Origin of the sequence: Lacinutrix mariniflava (genome assembly GCF_001418015.1) — a bacterium.
Classification (GTDB): Bacteria; Bacteroidota; Bacteroidia; order Flavobacteriales; family Flavobacteriaceae; genus Lacinutrix; species Lacinutrix mariniflava.
In genome coordinates this window covers 786,612-809,403 of sequence record NZ_LIQG01000026.1, presented here as the reverse complement: position 1 = coordinate 809,403, position 22,792 = coordinate 786,612, and the positions used below count along the sequence as shown (strand labels likewise).

Genomic DNA, 22,792 nt, shown 5'->3' with positions numbered 1-22,792 from the left:
AACAACAGCTCAAGCCTTTGATTAATTTATTGATTATTAACTTCTTGGCGGAAAAAACCCTTCTAAAGCAATAATATAATTTACTCCTGTAAAAGGTTGCATGTTATTTACATCTTGATTGCTTCCTGTACTACCAACAATAATTGAATCTGTTGCCATTTGAGCATTTGCACCACTTGCATATACACCTCCTTCTGCACTGTACGTACCTGTTGGATTTGCTCCAACAGTTACTCCACGAAGAATAGGACTTACAGCTTGTAAAGTAGCACTGTGCTTGTGCGCTGGCAATTGACCTTCTGTTAGTTTATTAGTAGCCGTACCACCTTTTTGCCCTAATCTTACAGCAGGTAATCCAGGTCCAGCACCTTGATGAACCGGTACCCTTCCTCTTAAATCTGGCAATCCAAAAGTAGTTCTTCCATCTCCTCCATAATTGGTTCCTAATATTGAAAATAATGCAGAATACTGCGAGATCGCCAATAATTGTCCGTCGCATAATGCCCAATTTCTTGGTGCGAAATTTCCTCCAAACATCATAATTTGTCCAATAAACTGTTCCATAATTTTAAATTTTGTTGATTAATAACTGTCTCAAAATTAAATCATTAACTCAAAATAAAGAACAGAGTATCTACTTGAAGATAAAATCAGGTACTTCTACGCGATTTTAAAATACACCCTTATAAGTATTGTTTTATTCAGTAACTTTAAATTCTATTAATCAACAAAAACTTAAAAATTATGAAAGCAAAATCAATCAAATTTAATCACGCCATAACCTATGCAAAGAAATGGCAAGGCGAAAACGAAACACATGCTAAAGGCTTTTTAATTCCTTCTAACGACTTAATTGCTTGTTTAGAGGAGATGAACATATTAGTAAACGATGGCTCTGGTAAATACACATTAAATGATGATACTAATTCTGGAGTTCGCGCATATATGGCTATAAAAAGACCTGATGGGACACCTGCCACTGCACAAACGGAAAAACTCCTTCTTGTAGGCACAATACAAGATTGCAACGGTATACATAGAGACATTGTCCATGATGAAAAGTCATCTGGATGCACGGACAGAAAAGTAGAAATTGCCGTCGCTAATTTAAATGGTGGAAGTGGTATTTTTGATTTTACTGCACCTTGCCCAGATAACTGTGACCCTAACAGCCCTCTAGTTAATCCTTAAAATTTAAATGAAATTAATTGATGAATTATTTAAAAACCTTGGAGTACTACTACTATTAATTAATGCCATTCTATATAGTTATACTTATTACAAAACCAAAAAGAATACAGCACTTGCATACTTTGCTACTTATCTCATTCTCACTTTTTGCATATTAAGTTTAAGTATAATTATTGTTGAATATTTTGGAGTAAAAAACAACTTATTTTTATCGCATTTTTACTTTCTTTTTCAATTTATCTTTTTATCACTTTTTTATAAATGTTTATTTACTAAAAAACAGAAAAATTGGGTTAATATAATTTTTGGGTTGGTGGCTTTAGTTTTAAGCATTCAATATTTTAATAATTCATCATTATTTACAAAATTTAATTTATTAGAAATCCTACTAACCTCACTTCCTCTAGTGCTATATTCAATTATTCACTTGTATAATTCACTAGGACGAACAAGAAAGTACATGTATATAAATTCAGCCGTCTTAATATATCTATCAGTAAGCGCCCTTATTTTTATACTCGCCAATTTAATTATCACAATTGATGATGCCTTATCAATTAATGTGTGGTTTTTAAACAAAGTATTTTATGTAGGCTATTTAATATTAATTTTAATAGAATGGAAAACGAGTTTATGGAAAACGAAAAATTAATAATTCAGGCTTTAGTTTATGGTATCATTTTCTTGGTTTTAATAACCACTGGATTAATTTTGTTTTTTCATTATTCGAGACAAAAAATAGTTCAAAAAGAATTAGAAAAAGCTGCGTTAAAACTAGAAAGTCAGCACAAAATATTACAAACATCAATTGCTATTCAAGAGGCAGAGCGTAAACGAATTGCACAAGACTTGCACGATGCCATAAGTTCTAAACTTAATATTGTTAGTTTATCTACTAACGTGCTTTTGGCTGATAAATCTTTAAATGAAAAACAAAAAGCATCGTTAAGTCATATACTAGAAATCACCTCAACAACACTTGAAAGTTCTCGAAAAATTGCTCATGATTTAATGCCTCCAATTTTAGACGAGTTTGGTCTTAATGTCGCTTTAGAGGAATTATTTGACGATTTTTCTGCTAACACCACCTTAGAAATTGAGCACAATATTGAAAACTTAACTCAATTATCTAAGACCAATCAATTACATGTATTTAGGATTATTCAAGAGTTAATGAACAATTCTATAAGACATGGAAAAGCTAAGGAATTAGCAATCTATATGGAAGAAAGCACTACAGGTTTTAAAATACGATATCAAGATAATGGCATTGGTTTTATTGTATCTGAAATTGAAAAAAAATCTGGAATAGGGCTTCAAAATATTAAGAGTCGTGTAAAAATTTTAAATGGAATATTAAAGATAGAAAGTACTAAAAACAATGGTAGTCTTTTTATTATAAAATGTAAATACCATGAATAAAATAAATATAGTATTAGCAGACGATGAACTTCTCTTCCTGCAAGGTCTAAAAGCTATTTTAGGAAACGAAGAGCATATAAATATTCTTTTTGATGCCAAAGATGGTGATCATTTAATACAACAATTACGCGATGCAAAAACGCTACCAGAAATTGTAGTCACAGATCTTAAAATGCCTGGTTTAAATGGCGTTGAAGTTACTAAGATTATTCATAAGGAATTCCCGAACATCAAGGTTATTGCATTAACTAGCTATTTTAGTAAGCCTTTTATTTTAAACATGATTTCTATTGGAGCTGTTGCTTATTTAGCAAAAAACAGCACACCTGCACTTATGATAAAAACCATAGAAGAAGTCTCTAAAAAAGGCTTTCATTATGATGAGCAAGTAATGAAATATGTACATGAAAGCATTACAAATCCTAAAGACAAAAAAACCAAGTCTACATTTGATGCTAATTATTTTACCAAGCGTGAAATTGAAGTTTTAGAACTTATTTGTAAACAACATACAACTGCAGATATTGGTGAAAAACTATTTATAAGCCCAAGAACTGTAGAAGGCCATCGCAACAATTTGCTCTTAAAAACTGAAGCCAAAAATGTTGCGGGACTAGTAATCTATGCTCTAAAGAACAAAATGGTCTCTATTGAAAACGACAGTTTATAAAAACAAAAAGCTCCTCGATTAGAGAAGCTTTTTATTTTTATCGTTTTAAAAGAAATTAATCTCTTGACATAAATATTCTTAAAATATACCAGAACAATAACATTAACGAAGCAAATAAACCTAAGGCTGCGGGAATATAATCGTCTACAGTATACTTATTTACTAAGTTAGAAGTTTGATACAAAATAGAACCTCCAGCTAATAAACACATACCTACAGAAAACCATAAGCCCATATTAAACCCAAAAAGCGATCCTGCAACTATTAACCCAAGCGCAATAAAGAAACCTATTGTTAAACCCGTTTTTAAGAACGAAAAATCCTTTTTTGTTACAAACACTACGGCTGTTAAACCTGAGAATAAAGCTAGAGTAACAATACCTGCTTGCTGTATCATTTCTGATCCTTGTGGAAGGAAATTTAAAGCAATATGAATCATTGGTATAAAAATAAATGCTTCAGCTAAAATGTATAGTCCAAAAGCTAAGTATTGCTTGTTTTTATCTGGTGTTTTTAATGCCATATTCTCGGCATAATTTGTAATAAACATAAATCCACCAAGCATTAATAACCACTTGAAACCTGAAGTCATTGACATAGTAAAATTTACTATGGTATCACTTTGTAGTAAAAGGTACTCAAAAAAGATAAACACTAATACCCCTGCAGCAACATGCCCATAAGTTTTTTTATAAAATGCCACGCGCTCTTCTTCAGCTATAGCACTTAATGGCATATGCTGTTGTGGCATATTATTTTCAAAAGAATTATTCATATAATCGTTTTTAATTGTTTTTAATTTTAATCTCTAGAGCCAAATATTCTTAAAGCAAAATACAATAAAGAAGCAATTGCTCCAAGTGCAGCTACCAAATATGTTCTTGCTGCCCATTTAAGTGCATCTTCAGAACCTTTATACTCATCAGGAGTAAGCATATTTTTATTCTTTAACCATGCCAATGCACGATTACTAGCATCATACTCTACAGGCAAAGTTACTACGCTAAATAGTGTTGCAAAACCCATCATTATTAAACCAGCAATAGCTACATATTTACCAGCAGCGCCCATAGCCTCAGTTGCCATTAACGCTATACCTCCAAAAATAACCCATTGAGAAATATTAGATGTCACTTGAACAACCGGTACTAATTTAGAACGCATAGTTAAATACTTATAAGCTGTTGCGTGTTGTACAGCATGACCACATTCGTGTGCTGCTACAGCCGCTGCCGCTGCATTACGTTCTCCATAAACAACTTCACTTAAATTAACCGTTTTATTTGCAGGATTATAATGGTCTGTTAATTGTCCGGGTGTAGAAATAACCTCAACGTCTCGAATACCATTATCTGCTAACATTTTTCTAGCAATCTCCGCTCCACTCATTCCATTTTTTAAATGAACTTTAGAGTATTTAGCAAACTTCTTTTTTAATTGATTACTTACAAACCAGCTTACCACAGATATTATTCCAATAAGAATGTAGTAACCCATATAACTCGATCCCATCATAATTTTAAAGTTTTAATTCTAGCTTAAAGATAACAAAAAGTGAGCCACTTTTCGTACAAGAAATTTTTGTCAGTTTATTGTTTAAAAAAAAATCACTTTTATGCTCATAGTTAAAAGACAACTTACAACCTAAGTAACATCCTCTATCGATTTTGTAGTTTTAACCACCACTTTACCAGAGGTTATAATTTAATAATGTCCAAATTACTCAAATTCGTTATAAGGGTCGTAAGGAATACTTGTAAACTCTAATAAATCTTCATCTCCATCATCATCATAATCAAATCTTACTTGGTACGTAAAAGAAGTTTCATTGACTTCAATTATTTTATAAATTAACACTAATGGTTCACCAAAATAAAATTTTATAATATCACCATCTAATTCCCATCTCAAATTTGTTGATGACGAAGCACATTCTGCACAGTTATCACAATCTAGAATAACTGTTTCCTCAAAATCAAATATTTTTCCTGGTTGGTTGTAAAACTGAAAAAGATCTTTTGTACAATTATCTACATGATCATACAGATATGTTTGCCCATCTACAACAACAGTATCATAAGCCCATGAACCTAGAATTGCTTCTTTATAATAAGCCTCTAAAGGATCTACAGTATCATCGTCTTTACTAGAGCATGAGAAGGTAATAACAGCAACGAGTATAACAAAAAATCTCTTCATAATATTACTATTTTTTAAACCTTTTTTATGCCCTAGAATAACTTAAATCATTCATTTATAAAATGAATAAAATTCCTAATATTTTTATTCCTGAGATTGAATCACTTTAACAACTCTACTCTCTTCAAAAATAATTACAAGCTTTTCTTTTTTAGTTTCAAAAAAACTAGGAGGTGTTCCCAACGGATAAATTAAATGCTCTCCGTCATCAACCTTTAAAGATCTTACAGTATTACCTAACAGTAAAATAACCTCTTGTTTCGATTTTCCTATTAACAATTTATTGTCCACAATCTCATCAGCCATTTTGTACCGTTTCTGCGGATACGATTGCCAATGTTCTTTAGTAAAACGCTCTTCAAATAACCATAATAACGAAGCGCTTAAAATCAATGCTACAAATAAAAAAGCACCAATTTGATCCACCTTACTCACTTTTAAGCGTGTTAAGCGACTAATAAAAATTTTAATTCTTTTTATAATCGTATCATTTCCACCTTCGTGGAAATTAGCCAACAATATTCACAATCTTTCCAGGGACTACAATTACCTTTTTAGGAGTACGCCCTTCTAATTGTGCTATGGTTTTTTCGTGAGCCATAACTGCTTTTTCTATTTCGTCTTTACTTAAATCCATTCCTAATTCTAACGTAAAACGCATTTTACCGTTAAACGAAATTGGATAATTTTTGCTACTTTCTACTAAGTGGCTTGCCTCAAATTCTGGAAAAGCAGCAGTAGAAATAGATGCACTATTTCCTAATTTACTAAACAGCTCTTCTGCAATATGTGGTGCATAAGGCGATATTAAAACCAATAAAGGTTCAAGTATTTCTTTACTTGTACATTTTTGTGCGCCAAGTTCGTTTACAGCAATCATAAAAGTAGACACCGAAGTATTAAAAGAGAAATTCTCGATATCTTCCTGTACCTTCTTTATGGTTTTGTGTAACGTTTTTAAATTGTCTTTTGTTGGTTCTGCGTCGTTTACTTTTAAACCATTATCGTCTACATACAATTTCCATAGTTTCTTTAAAAAATTATGAACTCCTGTAATACCTGCAGTATTCCATGGCTTGTATTGTTCTAATGGACCTAAGAACATTTCGTATAAACGAAGACTATCTGCTCCGTAATCTGCAACGATGTTATCTGGATTAACAACGTTGTATTTGGATTTCGACATTTTTTCGACTTCGCGAGAAACTTTAAAGACTCCATTGTCGTCTCTTAAGAATTTAGCATCGTTAAACTCGACTCTCCAGTTTTTAAATGCATCAATATCTAATTCATCAGATGCATTTACAAAAGATACATCACAGTGAATTAATCTTTTTGTAACCTTTGAAAAATCCTCTTCAGTTAAACCTTTGCTTTTATATATTTCTCTTAAATCATTCCATTTAGGATCTTCAGAAGTTATAGAATTTGGCCCATCTAATAGATTAAATGATTCATAAACATTCAGAGTTTTCCCATCATATAATGCTTCAACAACAAAAGCACTAGTCCCAAGAATCATTCCTTGGTTTATCAACTTCTTAAAAGGCTCTTCAACATTTACAAAACCTCTATCTTTTAATAATTTTACCCAAAAACGAGAATATAATAAATGACCAGTAGCATGCTCTGCTCCACCAATATATAAATCTACATTTTCCCAATACTTCAATGCATCTTCACTTGCAAAAACATCTCCTCTATTGGCTGCTTCTTCCATATAACGGAAAAAGTACCATGAACTTCCTGCCCAACCTGGCATTGTGTTTAATTCTAATGAAAACACAGTTTCATTATCGATAGCATCGTTAGAAACGACTTTGTTATTTTTAGTATCCCAAGCCCAAACATCGGCACGACCTAAAGGCGGCTCTCCTTCTTCTGTTGGTAAATACTTTTCTACTTCTGGTAATTGTATTGGTAGATGTTGTGCATCTATCATTTGTGGCATTCCGTTTACATAATATACTGGAAATGGTTCTCCCCAATAACGCTGTCTTGAAAATACAGCATCACGTAATCTATAGTTTGTTTTACCTTCGCCTTGACCTAATTTTTCTAGTTCATAAATAGCTAATTTGCTTGCTTTTTTGTAGTTCATTCCGTTTAGGAAATCGCTATTAGCAATCTTTACATTGTCTTTTCCAGCAAAAGCTTCTTCGCTAATATCTTTGTCTTCAAAAATATTTGGAATTTCAATATTAAAGTGGTTTGCAAAATCATAATCACGTTGGTCACCGCAAGGTACAGCCATAACTGCTCCTGTTCCATAACTTGCTAATACGTAATCACCAATCCAAATCTGCACTGGTTCTTTAGTAAAAGGATGTTCTGCATAAGCACCTGTAAATACACCAGAAATGGTTTTTACATCTGCCATACGATCGCGTTCACTACGTTTTGCGGTTTTTTCAATATAGGCTTCAACAGCTTCTTTTTGTTCTGCTGTTGTTAATTTAGACACTAATTCGTGTTCTGGCGCTAAAGTCATGAAACTTACTCCAAAAATAGTATCTGGTCTTGTGGTGAAGACTTCTATTTTCTCATCATGATCTTTTACATTAAAAGATACTGTTGCTCCAACCGATTTCCCAATCCAGTTACGCTGTGTTTCTTTTAAAGAATCTGTCCAATCAACAGCTTCCAGTCCTTGTAAAAGTCTTTCTGCATAAGCAGAAATACGCATACTCCACTGTGTCATCTTTTTACGTACAACTGGATGTCCACCACGTTCTGAAACACCGTTTACAATTTCGTCGTTTGCCAAAACGGTTCCTAAAACAGGACACCAATTTACTTCGGTTTCAGCTAAATATGTTAATCTGTATTTTAATAGTATTTCTTGTTGTTTTTCAGTTGAAAAACTATTCCAATCTTCGGCTGAAAACGCTTCAACATCATCATCGCACTCAACATTAGCATCTTTGTTTCCGTTGACTTTAAAAACATATATTAATTCGTTTATATGCTTAGCTTTATTATCATTATTGCAATAATACGATTCGAATAATTGAATAAATATCCATTGCGTCCATTTATAATATTCTGGATTAGAAGTACGTACTTCTCTACTCCAATCGAAAGAAAAACCAATTTGATCTAATTGTCTTCTATACGTTTTTATGTTAGTTTCTGTAGTAATTGCAGGATGCTGCCCTGTTTGTATTGCATACTGTTCTGCAGGCAAACCAAAACTATCATAACCTTGTGGATGTAATACATTAAAACCTTTATGGCGTTTGTAACGCGCATAAATATCACTGGCAATATAGCCTAAAGGATGCCCAACGTGTAATCCTGCTCCAGAAGGATAAGGAAACATATCGAGAACGTAATATTTAGGTTTATCACTATTATTTGAGGCTTTAAACGTTTGGTTTTCTGCCCAATATTTTTGCCACTTGGCTTCTATGTCGTTAAAATGATATTGCATGGTGTTATTTTTCCGCTTATAATGCTTCAAATTTAAAGGTATTACAACAGAATTAAAAGTTTAAACGTTGTAAAGTAGTATTGTTTGAATTCTTTATTATTTTTACACCATTAACTAAACTCTTTTTATGAGCTCATCTTTTGATAAATACCAAAAACGTCGTTTAATCTCTTCATACTTTTCTGTAGTTTTAAGTATAGGTCTTGTCTTGTTTTTATTAGGCTTACTTGGCCTTTTGGTATTGAATGCAAAAAAAGTAGCCGATCATTTTAAAGAACAAGTTACCGTTACTATTTTCTTAAAAGACACTGCTAAAGATGTTGAAATAAAACAACTCGAAAAAAGTTTAGCGATGGCAGACTATGTAAAATCAACAACTTTTGTCTCTAAAGAACAAGCCGCCGAGTTTATGAAAGCTGAAAGTGGTGAAGATTTTATGGACTTTTTAGGTAGCAATCCTCTAAAGAACTCAATTGATGTTAATTTAAAAGCAGACTTTGTAACATCTGAAAAACTACAAATTATTGCAGATGAAGCTCTAACAAAAAACTTTGTAGAAGAAGTTAGTTACGATAATGACTTAGTAAACTTAATGAATGATAACGTTAAGAAAATTAGTTTTTGGGTATTACTGTTAAGTGCTCTATTTACAATAATAGCTGTATTATTAATTAATAGTTCTATTAGACTCGCTGTTTACTCTAAACGCTTTACCATAAAAACCATGCAAATGGTTGGAGCAACAAAGCGTTTTATTAGAAAACCATTTATTTTAAGAAGTGTAAAACTTGGAATTTTTGGAGCAATATTAGCACTTATTGGAATGGCTGTTGTATTATATTATATTGATAAAACTTTTCCAGAGCTAACCTTACTAAGTAAGCCTATTCTTATTATAGGTCTCTTTTCTTTCGTGTTTTTTCTTGGTATTTTTATTACTTGGATTTCTACATTTTTCGCTACTCAGCGTTTTTTAAACCTAAATACAGATAAGCTGTACTATTAATTAATTGTCTTCATTTAATTAATCATTTTAATTCCTCAAGTTTAACATTCTTTAACTTAAGCCTTAACAATATTTAAGGGTTTAAGCGGTTATATTTACATAACCAAAACATACATATACTGACTATACCATTACATTTAAAAATCTCTCAATTTAAAATTATGAAACGAGTAACATTTGTATTTATAGGTATTGTAGCAATCACAACTTTTGTATTGTTATCGCAAAAGAAAATAGAAGACAGATCGATTGTTAAAGTCGATATGAGCAATCATTACGTAAAAGGAATTTACGACTAAAAAGGTTTGAACCTATCCAAAAACACAAAAGATGGAATTGTAATATGTTTTGCAATTGTTGTAATCTCATGGATTTTTTTCTTGAGTTACCGACTAGTTGTGTCTTTTAAAACAGATAACTTAGTTGTTAAAAACAATAAAACCACAGCGCTATATGAAGCATCGACTTTATATATTATGTTTAGGAATAATCACGACATTATTAGTACATAAATTACAGACTTTAAACAGGTTTAAATTTAAACCTATTAAAAGCAAAAGTTTTAAATAAAACCGTTACTTTGCAACTACGAAGTGAATTTTTAAATGGTTATTTTAAAGTTTGTTTAGTATTAAATATTTTTTTTACAGCATTAAATTAAATCTACTTAAAGTGGGAGAGCAAAAACGCAAAGAAATCGGTTCAGAGAATAAAGGTGAATTTATCTTTGGAAAACGCAACTATAAATTTATGTTTATTGGTCTAGCCATTATTGTACTTGGCTTTATTTTAATGTCTGGTGGCGGAAGTGACGATCCAAATGTGTTTAATGAAGACATATTCCATTGGAGACGTATTCGTTTAGCTCCAGCTCTTGTACTTATTGGTTTTGGAATGCAGATTTATGCGATTTTAACACGTAAGGAAGATTCAGATTCTAAAAAATAACTACAAACGACCTTTTGGTCATTCTATTTTGATATTTTTGCCGGATGGACATTATAGACTCAATCATTTTAGGCATTATTCAAGGACTAACAGAATTTCTTCCTGTATCTTCTAGTGGACATTTAGAATTAGGGAAAGCCATTCTTGGCGACAACTCTGTGCCTGAAGAAAGTTTATTATTTACAGTAGTCCTTCACTTTGCAACAGCATTAAGTACCATCGTAATTTTCAGAAAAGATATTATCGATATTATAAAAGGTTTATTTAAACCTGGTATTAATGAAGACCAGCGCTTTGCTGGAAAAATTATAATCTCTATGATTCCTGCTGTTATAGTAGGACTATTTTTTGAAGAACAACTCGAGCAACTTTTTGGAGGCAACATTATGCTAGTAGGTTGCATGCTTTTAGTCACTGCAGTTCTTCTGTTTTTAGCAGATAAAGCTAAGAGCACAAATAAGGAAGTCAGTTTTAAAAACGCGCTTATTATTGGTATCTCTCAAGCCATTGCTATGCTTCCAGGAATTTCTAGAAGTGGAGCAACAATTTCTACATCTGTATTATTAGGTAACGACAAAACGAAAGCTGCACGTTTTTCGTTTCTAATGGTTGTGCCTCTAATTTTCGGAAAAATTGCTAAAGATCTTGTAGGTGGAGACTTATCTTTCGAAAGCCAGAACATTACAGCTTTAGGCGCTGGATTTGTTGCTGCATTTATATCTGGATTATTTGCTTGTACTTGGATGATTGCTTTAGTAAAGAAAAGCAAGTTGTCTTATTTTGCAATTTACTGTGTTATAGTAGGATTGATTGCTATTGGTTTTTCACTTTTAAATTAAAATTATGACTGTTGAAGATTACCAAGCTGGACAAGTTTTACTTATAGATAAACCCTTAAACTGGACCTCTTTTCAAGTGGTTAATAAACTGCGTTGGGAAATACGTCAGACATTTAACATCAAGAAAATAAAAGTAGGACACGCTGGAACTTTAGATCCTTTAGCAACTGGATTGTTAATAATCTGCACTGGGAAAATGACCAAGCAAATTGATACTTTTCAAGGTCAAATTAAGGAATATACAGGAACAATAACTTTAGGTGGAACCACGCCTTCTTTCGATTTAGAATCTGAGATAAACGATACATTCCCAACAGACCATATTACTGAAGCTTTAATACACGAAACCACAAAACAGTTTATTGGAGAAATAGACCAATTTCCACCTGTGTTTTCTGCATTAAAAAAAGATGGTAAACGCTTATATGAATATGCAAGAGCAGGTGAAACTGTTGAGATAAAATCGCGTAAAATCACTATAAACGCGTTCGAAATCACTCAAATTAATGGTAATTCAATCGATTTTAGAGTTGTTTGCAGCAAAGGTACCTATATTCGTTCGTTAGCAAACGACTTTGGAAAGTCTTTAAATTCTGGTGGACACCTTTCGGCTTTAAGACGTACAAAAATTGGTGATTTTCATGTTGACAATGCACTTTCAAAAGAAGATTTTATAACCTCTTTACCTCAACAAGCGAAATAGCTTATAAGCTACATCTATAATACAGATTGAAACGTATATATAATACGAACAAGCCTAATGCGTATTATAAATTATTGCTTTTGAACTTAAATAATTCTCACAAGGCGTTAGCCATTTCATTATTAATTGCAGGAAGTGTAATCCTTTCACTTTTTAACTTCTCCCTTATTAAGCAAAATGAAGTTGTAGCTGAAACATTAATAGATATTACACCACCAGATCTATTTATTGAAGACGCTCGAAAAGACACTGAACCAAAAGACAACTCACAAAAAACTAATAAAGGTTATAACAAAACTAAAGACTATAAGCATTTTACTCAAGCCTTTAAACCTATTGCTCCTCCAAAAGATTATGATGATCCTAGATTAAAAAACATATCAAAAAAAATTTCAAAAGAAAAAGAAACACCAAAAACTAATGGTAATTCTAAAAGCAATACTAAAGAACTTTCTTCTTTTAAAAGCGTAAGCGCTATACTAAATAAACGTAAAAAAGCCACACAACAATCAAGTTCTAAAGCGTCGGCAAACAAAAATAGTTCTATTATATATTCTTTAAAAGGCAGAACGGATACAGCGTTACCTATTCCAATTTACCTGTGTGAAACTCAAGGGAAGATTGTAGTAAATATTACTGTTAATGCTTTTGGTGAAGTTGTTTCGACCGCTATAAATTCTACCTCGACCTCTAGTAATGCTTGTTTACAAAAGAACGCTTTAGAATTTGCGAAAGAAGCACATTTTGATGTGTCTAAAAAAACCTCCCAAGTTGGCACGATTACTTTTACTTTTGAAGGGAAGTAACAGATGTCTTAACCTCTAGTGATTTTTATTTTTATAAAAATTTTGCATCGAGAAGTCAACCTTATTATTCGGTTATTCTCGATACAAAATTATTAAAAGGATTATGTATTGAATTGACAAAAAAAACTAATGCATTAAATTAACCAAATCGTCAATAGCATTTTGTCCTTTATTCTTATTATACCAACCTTGTAAATCTTCTTTAAATTCAGGAGTTAACGCTCCATGTTCTGCCTTATAATCGTTAACTAATTTAGTTGCCTCTGTTGGTCTTGGTCCAAACGTGTTTATAACTTCATTAGTATCATTATCAATCATAATTAACTTAGGAATGGCCTGTCCTCCATTGGTTAAAAACGCATTCATTAAGGCTTGATTTTCGTCTCTCAGGACAACTTTAAAATTGATGTTATTATTCAATCCAGCAACTTTATTCATTACAGGCATTAAATGTGCAGCATCTCCACACCAACTTTCAGTTAATACTAACCAAGTTTGATTGGTTTTTAAAGTTGAAATTTTATGCTGTGCAGCTTCCGAAACTTTTACTGTTTTGTCCCAACGCTTCATACGCCTATCGTTAAGCATTGTATAATTTGCTAAAGCTTCATTTTTTTCAACTCCAGTAGTAGATTCTTTTGAAACCAAATCGATTACGAGTTCTCTATAATCGTGATAAGAAATAGCATTCTCTAAACTATTGTTTATTATATTTTTTAATTCTGTATTTTGTAGTGTTTCCATAGTATAAAAATACTGATACCTTGGTGATTATTAAGTAACAGTTGTTACATTAGTAGTATAAATTTAAAATCCTTACAATCTATAGTGAGTATTAAATAAAATACCATGACAAAACATAAATGCGGTTGGTGTGCTGGCGACGAATTATACGAAGCTTACCATGATAATGAATGGGGAGTTCCAGTATACGACGACCACCAATTATTCGAGTTTTTAATTCTTGAAACCTTTCAAGCTGGCTTGAGTTGGATTACTATTTTACGTAAACGCGAAAATTTTCGTGAGGCTTTCGATTTTTTCGATTATAAAAAAATTGCCAACTATAATGAAGATAAAAAAGAAGAGCTGCTTCAAAATGCTGGGATTATTAGGAATAAACTAAAGGTAAAATCTGCTATTACAAATGCGCAGGCATTTATAGAAATTCAAAAAGAATTTGGCAGTTTTAGCAAATACATTTGGGCTTTTGTAGATGGTAAAACGATAAAAAATAAAGTAAGAGTTTATAAAGAAGCTGCTCCAAATACTCCTATAAGCGATGCTTTGAGTAAAGATTTAAAAAAGCGAGGCTTTAAATTTGTTGGTAGCACAGTTATGTATGCTTTTATGCAAGCCACTGGAATGGTTAATGACCATGAAGTTGGCTGTTTTAGATATGATGAAGTATAATGAAATAGAAAATTATTGTCATTTCTACTCATTTTTAAGCATAAGAAATTCCATCGAGAAGCTTCACACCTTTATGGTTCTCGATAAAAAATTCTAAAAAAGAATTTCACTCGAACTGACATATTCTTACTTTAAATATTCCATAAACTCATCCCTAGAAATATCCTTTGCTCCCAGGCTTGCTAAGTGGTTTGTGTACACTTGGCAATCGATTAATTTATAATCTGTATTTTGAATAAAAGTAATAAAAGCAGCTTTGCTTGCATTACTTTCTTTGGCAAACATACTTTCACCGCAAAACACTCCATTGTTTAAATCTACACCGTAAAATCCTCCTACAAGTTCGTTGTTTCTCCAAACCTCAATAGATTTTGCAACACCTTGCTCGTGTAGTTTACAATAGGCATCAATCATGTTATTTGTAATCCAAGTTCCAGCTTGCCCATCTCGTTTTGCCTTAGCACATTCTATAATTACAGATTTAAAGTCTCTATTTATAGTAATCTCGTAATCACAGTTTCTAAGAAATTGCTTCATGCTTTTAGACACCTTTAACTCATTTGGAAAAAGTACAAATCTAGGATCTGGAGACCACCACAAAATAACTTCATCCTCGTTAAACCAAGGAAAAATACCACTTTGGTAAGCTAACAATAAACGCTTTACGGACAAATCGCCACCAACAGCAAGCATACCTTCTTCGTCGGCTTCTTGCACGTTTGGGAATACTATATTTTGGTTTAGTATATGCATGTGTTAAAAATAAAAAAACCTCGACAACTTATTACGTTATCGAGGTTTTTATATGAAATTTCTGCTTCCGTGGAAACAAAAAAAACGATTTAGAAAGGTAAATCGTCGTGATCTTCTTCTTTTAAATCTGTTGCTGGCTCAAAAGCTGCAGCTGGAGGTGTTTCTGGCATTCCTGCAGGAGCTCCTGCTTGTGCACCTTCAATTCTCCAACCTTGAATAGAGTTAAAGTATTTTGTTTCTCCTTGAGGGTTAACCCACTCTCTACCACGTAAATTGATGTTTACTTTAACATCTTGACCTGCCTTATAATTGTTTAATAAATCGCACTTATCTTGAACAAACTCCACTAATATGTGCTGAGGATACTGCTCATCAGTCGTTACAACTAATTCTCTCTTTCTAAAACCGTTACTTCCAAACGTTTGTGTTTCTCCTACTAATTTTACTTTACCTTGTACTTCCATTATCTATATAATTATTAAATATTCGTCTTATTTATTATTGCTATTTTACGATAACAATACTTTCCATGCACTTTCAACATCACCAAAACTAAGCAAATTTTGTGCCTTCTTATGCTTTTCCTCTTCAGTTAATGTAATATTGTCATGTTTTTCCGCGAAAGCGTTAATAGCTTCTTTGGTTGGTAACGCTTCTACATTACCCAGTAAACCCAAATCGTTTCCTGTTAAAACTGTACTATTTTTAATAACTTCTGGCAACACATCTACTCCTATTCCTAAGGTAGATAATGGTTTCGGAATTTCAAAAAAACCAGTTTTTGCTCTACTATAATAACTTCCGCCTGCACGAGCAACTAAGTCTAACTTTTCTTGGTCTATGCTTCCGCTTTCATTTAAAACAGTATCATTAATATGAAGCTTTACAACTTCGCAAATAATTAAATTACCTGCTCCACCTTCTGTTCCTAACTTTATAATTTCGTTTATTTTACACTCAAATTGCACAGGTGACTCTGCAACACGAAATGGTTTTACAATATCGCTTTTAAGCATTGTTAAACCTGCTTTATCAAACTCGTTTACACCTTCGGCATATTCTGTACTACTTAGCGACATTTGTTGTACAATATTATAATTTACAACATTTATCACGACCTCTTTTGTGCTTTCTGCATTTTCCAAAGTATGTTTTGTTGTATTATCTCTAACACGCCTCGCAGGAGAAAAAATTAAAATAGGCGGATTGGCACTAAATACATTAAAAAAACTAAATGGCGACAAATTTGGATTCCCATTCTTGTCTATAGTACTCGCAAAAGCTATTGGCCTTGGTGCAACTGCACTTAACAAATAACCATGTAATTTTGCTGTTGATAAGTCTTTAGGTTCAAAAGATGTCATTAGCTCTAATATTTTCCACAAATGTACTTAATTAACACCCGAACTAAAAGAAGATTATTATACGTTTGTACAATATTATTAACAATAGCCCATTATATAGTTTTTAATTATCTTAACACAAAAATTACTACATGTTTTTCACTAAAAACAGACAACTTGTTCGCTGGATTATAATAATCGCTTCTTTCGCAATCATTTCTTTGATTCTATGGAATACCTATACATTCTTTCAAAAATTTAAAGATGAAGAACGTGCTAAGATGGAAATTTGGTCTAACGCCCAAAAAATATTTTCTAACGACGAAAACAATCCAAATTTTAATTTTCTAATTAAAATTCTAAACAGCAACACTACAACTCCCATTTTAGTTGTTAACGTCGATGGTACAATTAGCAACTTTAGCAATATTGAATTTAATGGTGAAGACGGTTCTAAATATGTTGAAAAAAATAAAGAAAAGTTAATTAGGCAGTTTGAAGCTGAAAACTTGCCTATTGAAATTTCATATATAGATTCTAAAACACAAAAAAAAGTACTTGCCAGCAAATTATATTATGGTAATGCTCCATTATTAAACAAACTAAAATTTTACCCTTTAGCGCTTTTACTAATTATTTTCTTATTCGCTTCTGTAGTTTATTTCTTTTACCGAAGCTCTAAAATTGCTGCACAAAATAAATTATGGTCTGGCATGGCAAAGGAAACTGCACATCAAATTGGAACGCCTTTATCGTCTTTAATTGGTTGGGCTGAAATTTTAAAAATAGAAAACGTAAACCCAGAATACATTCTAGAAATAGAAAAAGATATTGACAGATTACAAACTATTACGGAACGTTTTAGTAAAATTGGCTCTCTTCCAACCTTAAAAAAAACAGATATTGTAAAAGAAACTCAAGATACTTACGATTATCTTAAAACGAGATCTTCTAAACTTATTAATTTTACTTTAAAGCTTCCGGATGCTCCAATTTATGTAAATTTGAATCCGCAATTATACAGTTGGACTATCGAGAATTTAGTAAAAAATGCTATCGATGCAATGAAAGGTAAAGGCGATCTTACTATAGTAATGACACAGTTAGAAAACAACGTAAAAATTAATATTATCGACACAGGAAAAGGCTTAACTAAAAGTCAGTTTAAAAGTGTTTTCGAACCAGGTTACACCACGAAGAAACGTGGTTGGGGACTTGGTCTATCTCTTGCTCGACGCATAGTAGAAGATTTTCACGACGGTAAAATTAAAGTTGCTCAATCTCAAATTGACAAAGGAACTATAATGCAAATTGCATTAAAAACTGTTTAGTTATGGGAGAAAAACTTATTACTGTAAAGGAAGTATCCTTAAACAATAACTGTCCAGAATGTTTTAGTAAAGAAGGTTTAGAACTTACTTTTAAACAAAAATTTATAGAAACTAAATTTTCTAAATCTATAACTCAAGAGATCGCTACAGAAATGCATTGTAATGTTTGCGATACAACTATTTACCCAGTAAATTGGACTGAAGATATCGAGCGCATTTACGAGTACCAAATGAAGGCTTTTGTTCCTAAAAAAGCATCAAAAAAATACAACTCCTTATTTTGGATTATTATTGGAATTACTGCTGCTGTAATAATCGCTGCAGTTGTTTTAGTGCTTATAAATTTGCCTGTATAGACTTAGCTAAACTTTTAAACTCTGCTTTTTCAAGCGATACTTTATTAGTAAAACGAGCATCGTCCATTGTATTTAATGGTATTAAATGTACGTGAACATGTGGTACTTCTAAACCAATTACAGAAACACCAACACGTTTACACGGCACCGTTTTTTCTAAAGCAATTGCTACCTGTCTAGAAAACTCCATTAAACGAGCATATTCCTCTTTACCTAAATCGAAAATTTTATTAGTTTCCTTTTTAGGAATACATAATGTGTGTCCTTTAGCATTTGGATTAACATCTAAGAAAGCAAGAAACTCATCAGTTTCTGCAACTTTATAACAAGGAATTTCTCCATTAACTATTTTCGTGAATATAGATGCCATAATTTTATTTTTAAATATATTTTCGACCTACATGGTCTTTTGAGAATTCAAGATAAAAAAAAGAATCCTGCTAAACTGAAAATTATTTCAGAATAAACAGGAATATTATTTAACACATAGTTTTTCCGCGAAAGCGAAAGACTAAAATTATCTTGAAATTTCGATAATATCAAATTTTATAATACCACTTGGCACTGTTATCTCTGCTACATCACCAACAGTTTTACCTAATAAACCTTGACCTATTGGAGAGTTTACAGATATTTTACCAGCAGCTAAATCTGCTTCTCCGTCTGCAACCAATGTGTAATTAAGTTCCATACCATTGGTTTGGTTTTTAATTTTTACAATAGAAAGTACCAAGATTTTTGAAGTATCCATTTGCGACTCATCAATAACACGAGCTCCAGCCAATTGGTCTTCTAATTTAGAAATTTTCATTTCTAGCATGCCTTGCGCTTCTTTGGCAGCATCGTACTCGGCATTTTCACTTAAATCACCTTTATCACGTGCTTCTCCAATTGCATTACTAGCCTTTACACGCTCAACATCTTTTAACTGCGCTAATTCTGCTCTTAATTTTTTTAAACCTTCTTCTGTATAATATGATACTTTACTCATAATTTTTTCGTTTAGATACTATATCTAAATCAATTTAAGTCTTTGCTTTTGTGTTATTCAAAACAAAAGGTATCAAAATTGATTCAGCATAAAAAAAATCTCGCATACACGAGATTGTAATACAAATATACAAAATATTTAATTCGCAACTTACTTTTGTTGTAAATTGCACTGCTATAAAAAAGTTAAAAAATGAAATTTAAAACACTATTATTCTCCTTATTTATTGGTCTTATACTTAGCTCTTGCAGTAAGAATGATGACAACCAAAATAACAATCCTTATATTCCAAATGCTAGTTTTAATACGGGAAACCAAATTAACATGCAGTTAGGAGGGATTTATGGTCAATTAGATTTTGACACTAATGCTATATATGTTCCTAATTACGGTATAAATGGCATCGTGGTAATAAATACTGGTTTCAATAACTACAGTGCTTTCGAATATAGTGATCCTAATCACCAAATAGCATCTTGCTCTTTATTTGAACTAGATAATCCTGGAACTATAGCATCAATAAGCACAGTAGCTACTTGTTCTTGTGACGACGGTAATTCTTACGATATTTTATCTGGCGGAGTCCCACTGTCAGGTACTACAGGACAATACACAATGGTTCGCTATCGCGTAGAAGTAAACGGAAGTATAATTCGTGTTTATAATTAATTAGAGCAAATTTTCAATGCTATTAGTAGCATTAAAAAACAGGCTATCCGTTATATCCTTTTTACTTGTCTTCGATACATTTTGATCATGCTTCACAAAACACTAGAACTGACATAAAAAAAGATGCCATTTCTATACTTTTTACAATAAAAAAAGCGGCATCATGCCGCTTTTTCTATTAAAGTAATTTTCTATTTAGAATTTTAGTGTCATCCCTAATAAAAAATTTGTTTTTGCTTGAGGATAATAAAAATTCTCAGTCACTGCTGCATCACCAGAATTTTCTGGTCTATAAAAATAACTATACGTGTAACCGTTAGACACATATTCTTTATTAAAAATATTATTTACCAATAAATTAAAGGCAATTTCCTTTATCCATTTTGGATTAATTTTATAAGATGCATTAATATTATTTACTAAATAAGAAGGTATGCTTTTAGAGTCGCTAGACGTATTATCTAAAAACTGTTTCCCTACATACTTAGTTACAAATCCTAAATTAAGATTTTTAACAGGTGAATAAGTAAGCGTTCCACCAGCAATAACACTAGGTGAAAATGAAATATCCGTATCTTTAAAATTAGTTACAACCGGCTCGTAAGACACTGTCGAAAACGTATCTGCATCGTACTGCGTATCGTAAACAATATAATCGAAATCTTCAATTTGGTTTTGGCTAAATGTTGCATTAGCATCGATTCTTAATTTATTACTAAACTTATAACCAGCCTGTAATTCTATACCAGCTCTAAAACTTTTATCTACGTTTTGTCTAATAGGATCTCCAACATCGTCTAAATCTCCGGTAAGTACTAATTGGTCTTTATAACTCATATAATACAAATTAGCATTTGCATAATAATTAGCATCCTTCAGTTTATAACCAAACTCAAAATCGTTTAAACGCTCGGCTTTTGGAGTGATTGGATTTTTAGTTAAATCATCTCTATTTGGCTCTCTATTTGCAACAGCAAAAGATCCATAAATACTACTATGGTTATTAATATTATAGGTTAAACCAAACTTAGGATTAAAAAAACCATAGTCTTGCTTTACATTAATATCTACCAAATCTGAACTCGTACCAACTGACTCATAATCTACCGTTCTATATTGTAAATCTACAAAAGCGAATAGGTTTGAGCTTAAATCGTATTCTGCTTTTACATAAGTACTAAAATCTGTTTTTTTACCAACCGAGAAATAATATTGATCTCTAATAGGTATTGCTGTAGCAAAAGAATCCCAAATAACTTCACCAAAGTGATCACCTTTATAAGTATTAAAACCACCACCTAAATACAGGTTTAGTTTTTCTTTCTTATAATTTAAAGAATAAACAATAGCTGTAAAATTGTTGTCTAACCAACGTCTTCTAATAACATCTCCTTCATCTGACGCATTAGCACTGTTTGGAAAATAATCTCCTAATTTTTCACCATCCTTATATTGCTCGAAGAAACCATCTCCTTTTGTAAAGTTCCCAGAAAGACTACCAGAAAGATTAGTATTAAACTGATGAGATAAATGCAATTGATAATGTGTTTGCTCATAATTATCAACCTCATTATCGTAGGTGTAAAAATTATAAGTTCGTCCTGAGTTTAAAAGATTTTCAGCCTCTGTATCAGACGGAAAGTTTCTATCGATAAAAGCCTGAATACCTTCTCTGTCATTATTAACAACAGCTTCTGGCGTACCATACCATGATTGATAAGTAATTTCTTTACCTCCAAAAACAATAGCTTTTATAGATGTATTATCATTTATAAAACCTGCTTCTGCGTAATAAGAAGACAAATCTGACGATGCACGATCTATGTAACCATCACTTTTAATTTTAGATAAGCGTCCTTCAGCATAAAAATTATTATTTATACCAGAACCAAAACTTACATTATGCTTGCTCGTTCCATAAGAACCAACAGTGTTTGTAATAGAAGCATATCCTTTGTTTGAAGGGTTTAAAGTTTTTAAGTTCAAACTGGCACCAAAAGCACCAGAACCATTTGTAGAGGTTCCAACACCACGTTGCAATTGGATATCTTCAACCGAAGACACAAAATCTGGCATATTCACCCAAAATGTACCTTGGCTTTCGGAATCATTATATGGAATACCGTTAATAGTGACATTAACTCTTGTAGCATCACTTCCACGCACTCTAATTCCAGTATAACCAACACCTGCTCCAGCGTCACTAGTTGTTACTACCGATGGTAATTGGTCTAAAAGGATAGGTAAGTCTTGTCCTAAATTGGTAGATTCGATTTCTTCTTTTGTAATGTTTGTAAACGCAAAAGGAGACTTATCTTTTACTCGTGTAGAAGACAATAACACTTCACTTAAGGCTTCTACTTTTGTTGAATCCTGTTTAATTTCTTGCGCAAAACCATTTAAAGTTATTGCAGTAAATACTAAAAATAAAGTTGTGTTTTTTACTATAGATTTCATTCGAAATACATTTAAATCACGAATAAAAAGAGGTAATTATTCTATTATAATAATTAGTTTTTGAAATACTTAAAACACATTACTGCGTTAATTTATAAAAATTCCTACCTATGGATAGACAGATTTATAATAAATAAAGTATTTCTTCAAATTCCTAAACAGCATTACCTGTTCTAGGTTCAATGGGTATGATCTCAGCCGATTTTAAGGCACCCCTTTTTTGAGAACAGCGCAAAGGTAAGTCTCTTTTTTGAATTTACTA

General features: G+C 32.0%; 27 protein-coding genes. 14 read left to right on the top strand and 13 right to left on the bottom strand.

What is annotated here, in order from left to right:
- Positions 1 to 36: 36 nt before the first annotated feature.
- Entirely contained in the window at positions 37 to 564 is a 528-nt protein-coding gene (locus ASC44_RS10560) for a phage tail protein (protein ID WP_055447565.1), read from the bottom strand.
- A gap of 180 nt (positions 565 to 744) precedes the next feature.
- Here ASC44_RS10560 and ASC44_RS10555 point away from each other — a divergent pair, with 180 nt between their 5' ends.
- Genes ASC44_RS10555 through ASC44_RS10540 form a run of 4 tightly spaced genes read left to right on the top strand, consistent with a single transcriptional unit; the run spans position 745 to position 3,283 of the window.
- Positions 745 to 1,191, top strand: a complete 447-nt coding sequence (locus ASC44_RS10555; protein WP_055447564.1) for a hypothetical protein — start codon at positions 745 to 747, stop codon at positions 1,189 to 1,191.
- Positions 1,192 to 1,198: 7 nt separating this feature from the next.
- On the top strand, positions 1,199 to 1,843 hold the full coding sequence (locus ASC44_RS10550; protein WP_055447563.1) for a hypothetical protein: 645 nt from the start codon (positions 1,199 to 1,201) through the stop codon (positions 1,841 to 1,843).
- Entirely contained in the window at positions 1,810 to 2,613 is an 804-nt protein-coding gene (locus ASC44_RS10545) for a sensor histidine kinase (protein WP_241491426.1), read from the top strand. The genes ASC44_RS10550 and ASC44_RS10545 overlap by 34 nt, the downstream gene beginning before the upstream one ends.
- A complete protein-coding gene (locus ASC44_RS10540) occupies positions 2,606 to 3,283 on the top strand; it encodes a response regulator transcription factor (protein ID WP_055447562.1) in 678 nt (225 codons plus the stop codon). The genes ASC44_RS10545 and ASC44_RS10540 overlap by 8 nt, the downstream gene beginning before the upstream one ends.
- A 55-nt stretch (positions 3,284 to 3,338) precedes the next feature.
- Here the strand turns inward: ASC44_RS10540 and ASC44_RS10535 are convergent, their stop codons facing one another.
- From ASC44_RS10535 to ASC44_RS10515, 5 genes are all read right to left on the bottom strand, one after another.
- Positions 3,339 to 4,058 carry a Bax inhibitor-1/YccA family protein gene (locus tag ASC44_RS10535; RefSeq protein WP_055447561.1) on the bottom strand — a complete coding sequence of 240 codons (720 nt, stop codon included), beginning with the start codon at positions 4,056 to 4,058 and terminating at the stop codon, positions 3,339 to 3,341.
- Positions 4,059 to 4,084: 26 nt separating this feature from the next.
- Positions 4,085 to 4,798, bottom strand: a complete 714-nt coding sequence (locus ASC44_RS10530) for a zinc metallopeptidase (protein ID WP_083476277.1) — start codon at positions 4,796 to 4,798, stop codon at positions 4,085 to 4,087.
- Between the two features lie 204 nt (positions 4,799 to 5,002).
- The gene (locus tag ASC44_RS10525; RefSeq protein ID WP_055447559.1) at positions 5,003 to 5,482 is read right to left on the bottom strand and encodes a hypothetical protein; all 480 of its coding nucleotides are present in this window, start codon (positions 5,480 to 5,482) and stop codon (positions 5,003 to 5,005) included.
- 84 nt (positions 5,483 to 5,566) lie between these two features.
- The gene (locus tag ASC44_RS10520) at positions 5,567 to 5,998 is read right to left on the bottom strand and encodes a hypothetical protein (RefSeq protein WP_055447558.1); all 432 of its coding nucleotides are present in this window, start codon (positions 5,996 to 5,998) and stop codon (positions 5,567 to 5,569) included.
- A complete protein-coding gene (locus ASC44_RS10515; RefSeq protein ID WP_055447557.1) occupies positions 5,991 to 8,915 on the bottom strand; it encodes a leucine--tRNA ligase in 2,925 nt (974 codons plus the stop codon). Before ASC44_RS10515 ends, ASC44_RS10520 begins: the two co-directional genes overlap by 8 nt.
- Positions 8,916 to 9,042: 127 nt before the next feature.
- Here ASC44_RS10515 and ASC44_RS10510 point away from each other — a divergent pair, with 127 nt between their 5' ends.
- From ASC44_RS10510 to ASC44_RS10490, 6 genes are all read left to right on the top strand, one after another.
- Positions 9,043 to 9,921: a cell division protein FtsX gene (locus tag ASC44_RS10510; protein ID WP_055447556.1), complete on the top strand. Its 879-nt coding sequence runs from the start codon at positions 9,043 to 9,045 to the stop codon at positions 9,919 to 9,921.
- A gap of 161 nt (positions 9,922 to 10,082) precedes the next feature.
- Positions 10,083 to 10,220, top strand: a complete 138-nt coding sequence (locus ASC44_RS18050; RefSeq protein ID WP_161805016.1) for a hypothetical protein — start codon at positions 10,083 to 10,085, stop codon at positions 10,218 to 10,220.
- A 373-nt stretch (positions 10,221 to 10,593) separates the two neighbouring features.
- Positions 10,594 to 10,869 carry a DUF3098 domain-containing protein gene (locus ASC44_RS10505; protein ID WP_055447555.1) on the top strand — a complete coding sequence of 92 codons (276 nt, stop codon included), beginning with the start codon at positions 10,594 to 10,596 and terminating at the stop codon, positions 10,867 to 10,869.
- A gap of 44 nt (positions 10,870 to 10,913) precedes the next feature.
- Positions 10,914 to 11,708: an undecaprenyl-diphosphate phosphatase gene (locus ASC44_RS10500; protein ID WP_055447554.1), complete on the top strand. Its 795-nt coding sequence runs from the start codon at positions 10,914 to 10,916 to the stop codon at positions 11,706 to 11,708.
- Between the two features lie 4 nt (positions 11,709 to 11,712).
- A complete protein-coding gene (gene truB / locus ASC44_RS10495; RefSeq protein ID WP_055447553.1) occupies positions 11,713 to 12,411 on the top strand; it encodes a tRNA pseudouridine(55) synthase TruB in 699 nt (232 codons plus the stop codon).
- Positions 12,412 to 12,437: 26 nt separating this feature from the next.
- Entirely contained in the window at positions 12,438 to 13,217 is a 780-nt protein-coding gene (locus ASC44_RS10490) for a hypothetical protein (RefSeq protein WP_161805015.1), read from the top strand.
- A gap of 126 nt (positions 13,218 to 13,343) precedes the next feature.
- Here ASC44_RS10490 and ASC44_RS10485 read toward each other — a convergent pair whose 3' ends face one another.
- Positions 13,344 to 13,961, bottom strand: coding sequence for a thioredoxin family protein (locus tag ASC44_RS10485; RefSeq protein WP_055447551.1), 618 nt, complete (start codon positions 13,959 to 13,961; stop codon positions 13,344 to 13,346).
- A 105-nt stretch (positions 13,962 to 14,066) separates the two neighbouring features.
- On the opposite strand from ASC44_RS10485, the gene ASC44_RS10480 reads away from it, so the two are divergent.
- Positions 14,067 to 14,630: a DNA-3-methyladenine glycosylase I gene (locus tag ASC44_RS10480; RefSeq protein ID WP_055447550.1), complete on the top strand. Its 564-nt coding sequence runs from the start codon at positions 14,067 to 14,069 to the stop codon at positions 14,628 to 14,630.
- A 126-nt stretch (positions 14,631 to 14,756) separates the two neighbouring features.
- Here ASC44_RS10480 and aat read toward each other — a convergent pair whose 3' ends face one another.
- From aat to ASC44_RS10465, 3 genes are all read right to left on the bottom strand, one after another.
- Positions 14,757 to 15,383 carry a leucyl/phenylalanyl-tRNA--protein transferase gene (aat, locus tag ASC44_RS10475; RefSeq protein WP_055447549.1) on the bottom strand — a complete coding sequence of 209 codons (627 nt, stop codon included), beginning with the start codon at positions 15,381 to 15,383 and terminating at the stop codon, positions 14,757 to 14,759.
- 89 nt (positions 15,384 to 15,472) lie between these two features.
- Positions 15,473 to 15,847: a DUF3127 domain-containing protein gene (locus ASC44_RS10470; RefSeq protein WP_055447548.1), complete on the bottom strand. Its 375-nt coding sequence runs from the start codon at positions 15,845 to 15,847 to the stop codon at positions 15,473 to 15,475.
- A 45-nt stretch (positions 15,848 to 15,892) separates the two neighbouring features.
- Positions 15,893 to 16,747, bottom strand: a complete 855-nt coding sequence (locus tag ASC44_RS10465) for a flavin reductase family protein (RefSeq protein ID WP_055447547.1) — start codon at positions 16,745 to 16,747, stop codon at positions 15,893 to 15,895.
- Positions 16,748 to 16,878: 131 nt separating this feature from the next.
- On the opposite strand from ASC44_RS10465, the gene ASC44_RS10460 reads away from it, so the two are divergent.
- Together ASC44_RS10460 and ASC44_RS10455 are read left to right on the top strand one after the other, a co-directional pair.
- Complete coding sequence (locus ASC44_RS10460) at positions 16,879 to 18,057, top strand: sensor histidine kinase (RefSeq protein ID WP_055447546.1); 1,179 nt, start codon at positions 16,879 to 16,881, stop codon at positions 18,055 to 18,057.
- A gap of 2 nt (positions 18,058 to 18,059) precedes the next feature.
- Positions 18,060 to 18,413: a hypothetical protein gene (locus ASC44_RS10455; protein ID WP_055447545.1), complete on the top strand. Its 354-nt coding sequence runs from the start codon at positions 18,060 to 18,062 to the stop codon at positions 18,411 to 18,413.
- On the opposite strand, the gene ASC44_RS10450 is transcribed toward ASC44_RS10455, so the two are convergent.
- Complete coding sequence (locus ASC44_RS10450; protein ID WP_055447544.1) at positions 18,394 to 18,783, bottom strand: HIT family protein; 390 nt, start codon at positions 18,781 to 18,783, stop codon at positions 18,394 to 18,396. The two genes, ASC44_RS10455 and ASC44_RS10450, sit on opposite strands and share 20 nt — an antisense overlap.
- 147 nt (positions 18,784 to 18,930) lie before the next feature.
- The gene (greA, locus tag ASC44_RS10445) at positions 18,931 to 19,404 is read right to left on the bottom strand and encodes a transcription elongation factor GreA (RefSeq protein WP_055447543.1); all 474 of its coding nucleotides are present in this window, start codon (positions 19,402 to 19,404) and stop codon (positions 18,931 to 18,933) included.
- 192 nt (positions 19,405 to 19,596) lie between these two features.
- Here greA and ASC44_RS10440 point away from each other — a divergent pair, with 192 nt between their 5' ends.
- The gene (locus ASC44_RS10440; protein WP_055447542.1) at positions 19,597 to 20,073 is read left to right on the top strand and encodes a hypothetical protein; all 477 of its coding nucleotides are present in this window, start codon (positions 19,597 to 19,599) and stop codon (positions 20,071 to 20,073) included.
- A gap of 195 nt (positions 20,074 to 20,268) precedes the next feature.
- Here the strand turns inward: ASC44_RS10440 and ASC44_RS10435 are convergent, their stop codons facing one another.
- On the bottom strand, positions 20,269 to 22,530 hold the full coding sequence (locus ASC44_RS10435; RefSeq protein WP_055447541.1) for a TonB-dependent receptor: 2,262 nt from the start codon (positions 22,528 to 22,530) through the stop codon (positions 20,269 to 20,271).
- Positions 22,531 to 22,792 lie beyond the last annotated feature (262 nt).

Bases quoted from the DNA above. Each gene is read 5' to 3' on its own strand.
- ASC44_RS10460 (WP_055447546.1), top strand. From the start codon at position 16,879: ATGTTTTTCACTAAAAACAGACAACTTGTTCGCTGGATTATAATAATC.
- ASC44_RS10450 (WP_055447544.1), bottom strand. From the start codon at position 18,783: ATGGCATCTATATTCACGAAAATAGTTAATGGAGAAATTCCTTGTTAT.
- ASC44_RS10485 (WP_055447551.1), bottom strand. From the start codon at position 13,961: ATGGAAACACTACAAAATACAGAATTAAAAAATATAATAAACAATAGT.
- greA (WP_055447543.1), bottom strand. From the start codon at position 19,404: ATGAGTAAAGTATCATATTATACAGAAGAAGGTTTAAAAAAATTAAGA.
- ASC44_RS10545 (WP_241491426.1), top strand. From the start codon at position 1,810: ATGGAAAACGAGTTTATGGAAAACGAAAAATTAATAATTCAGGCTTTA.
- ASC44_RS10510 (WP_055447556.1), top strand. From the start codon at position 9,043: ATGAGCTCATCTTTTGATAAATACCAAAAACGTCGTTTAATCTCTTCA.
- aat (WP_055447549.1), bottom strand. From the start codon at position 15,383: ATGCATATACTAAACCAAAATATAGTATTCCCAAACGTGCAAGAAGCC.
- ASC44_RS10470 (WP_055447548.1), bottom strand. From the start codon at position 15,847: ATGGAAGTACAAGGTAAAGTAAAATTAGTAGGAGAAACACAAACGTTT.
- ASC44_RS18050 (WP_161805016.1), top strand. From the start codon at position 10,083: ATGAAACGAGTAACATTTGTATTTATAGGTATTGTAGCAATCACAACT.
- truB (WP_055447553.1), top strand. From the start codon at position 11,713: ATGACTGTTGAAGATTACCAAGCTGGACAAGTTTTACTTATAGATAAA.
- ASC44_RS10455 (WP_055447545.1), top strand. From the start codon at position 18,060: ATGGGAGAAAAACTTATTACTGTAAAGGAAGTATCCTTAAACAATAAC.
- ASC44_RS10560 (WP_055447565.1), bottom strand. From the start codon at position 564: ATGGAACAGTTTATTGGACAAATTATGATGTTTGGAGGAAATTTCGCA.
- ASC44_RS10465 (WP_055447547.1), bottom strand. From the start codon at position 16,747: ATGACATCTTTTGAACCTAAAGACTTATCAACAGCAAAATTACATGGT.
- ASC44_RS10440 (WP_055447542.1), top strand. From the start codon at position 19,597: ATGAAATTTAAAACACTATTATTCTCCTTATTTATTGGTCTTATACTT.
- ASC44_RS10540 (WP_055447562.1), top strand. From the start codon at position 2,606: ATGAATAAAATAAATATAGTATTAGCAGACGATGAACTTCTCTTCCTG.
- ASC44_RS10500 (WP_055447554.1), top strand. From the start codon at position 10,914: ATGGACATTATAGACTCAATCATTTTAGGCATTATTCAAGGACTAACA.
- ASC44_RS10530 (WP_083476277.1), bottom strand. From the start codon at position 4,798: ATGATGGGATCGAGTTATATGGGTTACTACATTCTTATTGGAATAATA.
- ASC44_RS10550 (WP_055447563.1), top strand. From the start codon at position 1,199: ATGAAATTAATTGATGAATTATTTAAAAACCTTGGAGTACTACTACTA.
- ASC44_RS10535 (WP_055447561.1), bottom strand. From the start codon at position 4,058: ATGAATAATTCTTTTGAAAATAATATGCCACAACAGCATATGCCATTA.
- ASC44_RS10555 (WP_055447564.1), top strand. From the start codon at position 745: ATGAAAGCAAAATCAATCAAATTTAATCACGCCATAACCTATGCAAAG.
- ASC44_RS10515 (WP_055447557.1), bottom strand. From the start codon at position 8,915: ATGCAATATCATTTTAACGACATAGAAGCCAAGTGGCAAAAATATTGG.
- ASC44_RS10435 (WP_055447541.1), bottom strand. From the start codon at position 22,530: ATGAAATCTATAGTAAAAAACACAACTTTATTTTTAGTATTTACTGCA.
- ASC44_RS10480 (WP_055447550.1), top strand. From the start codon at position 14,067: ATGACAAAACATAAATGCGGTTGGTGTGCTGGCGACGAATTATACGAA.
- ASC44_RS10525 (WP_055447559.1), bottom strand. From the start codon at position 5,482: ATGAAGAGATTTTTTGTTATACTCGTTGCTGTTATTACCTTCTCATGC.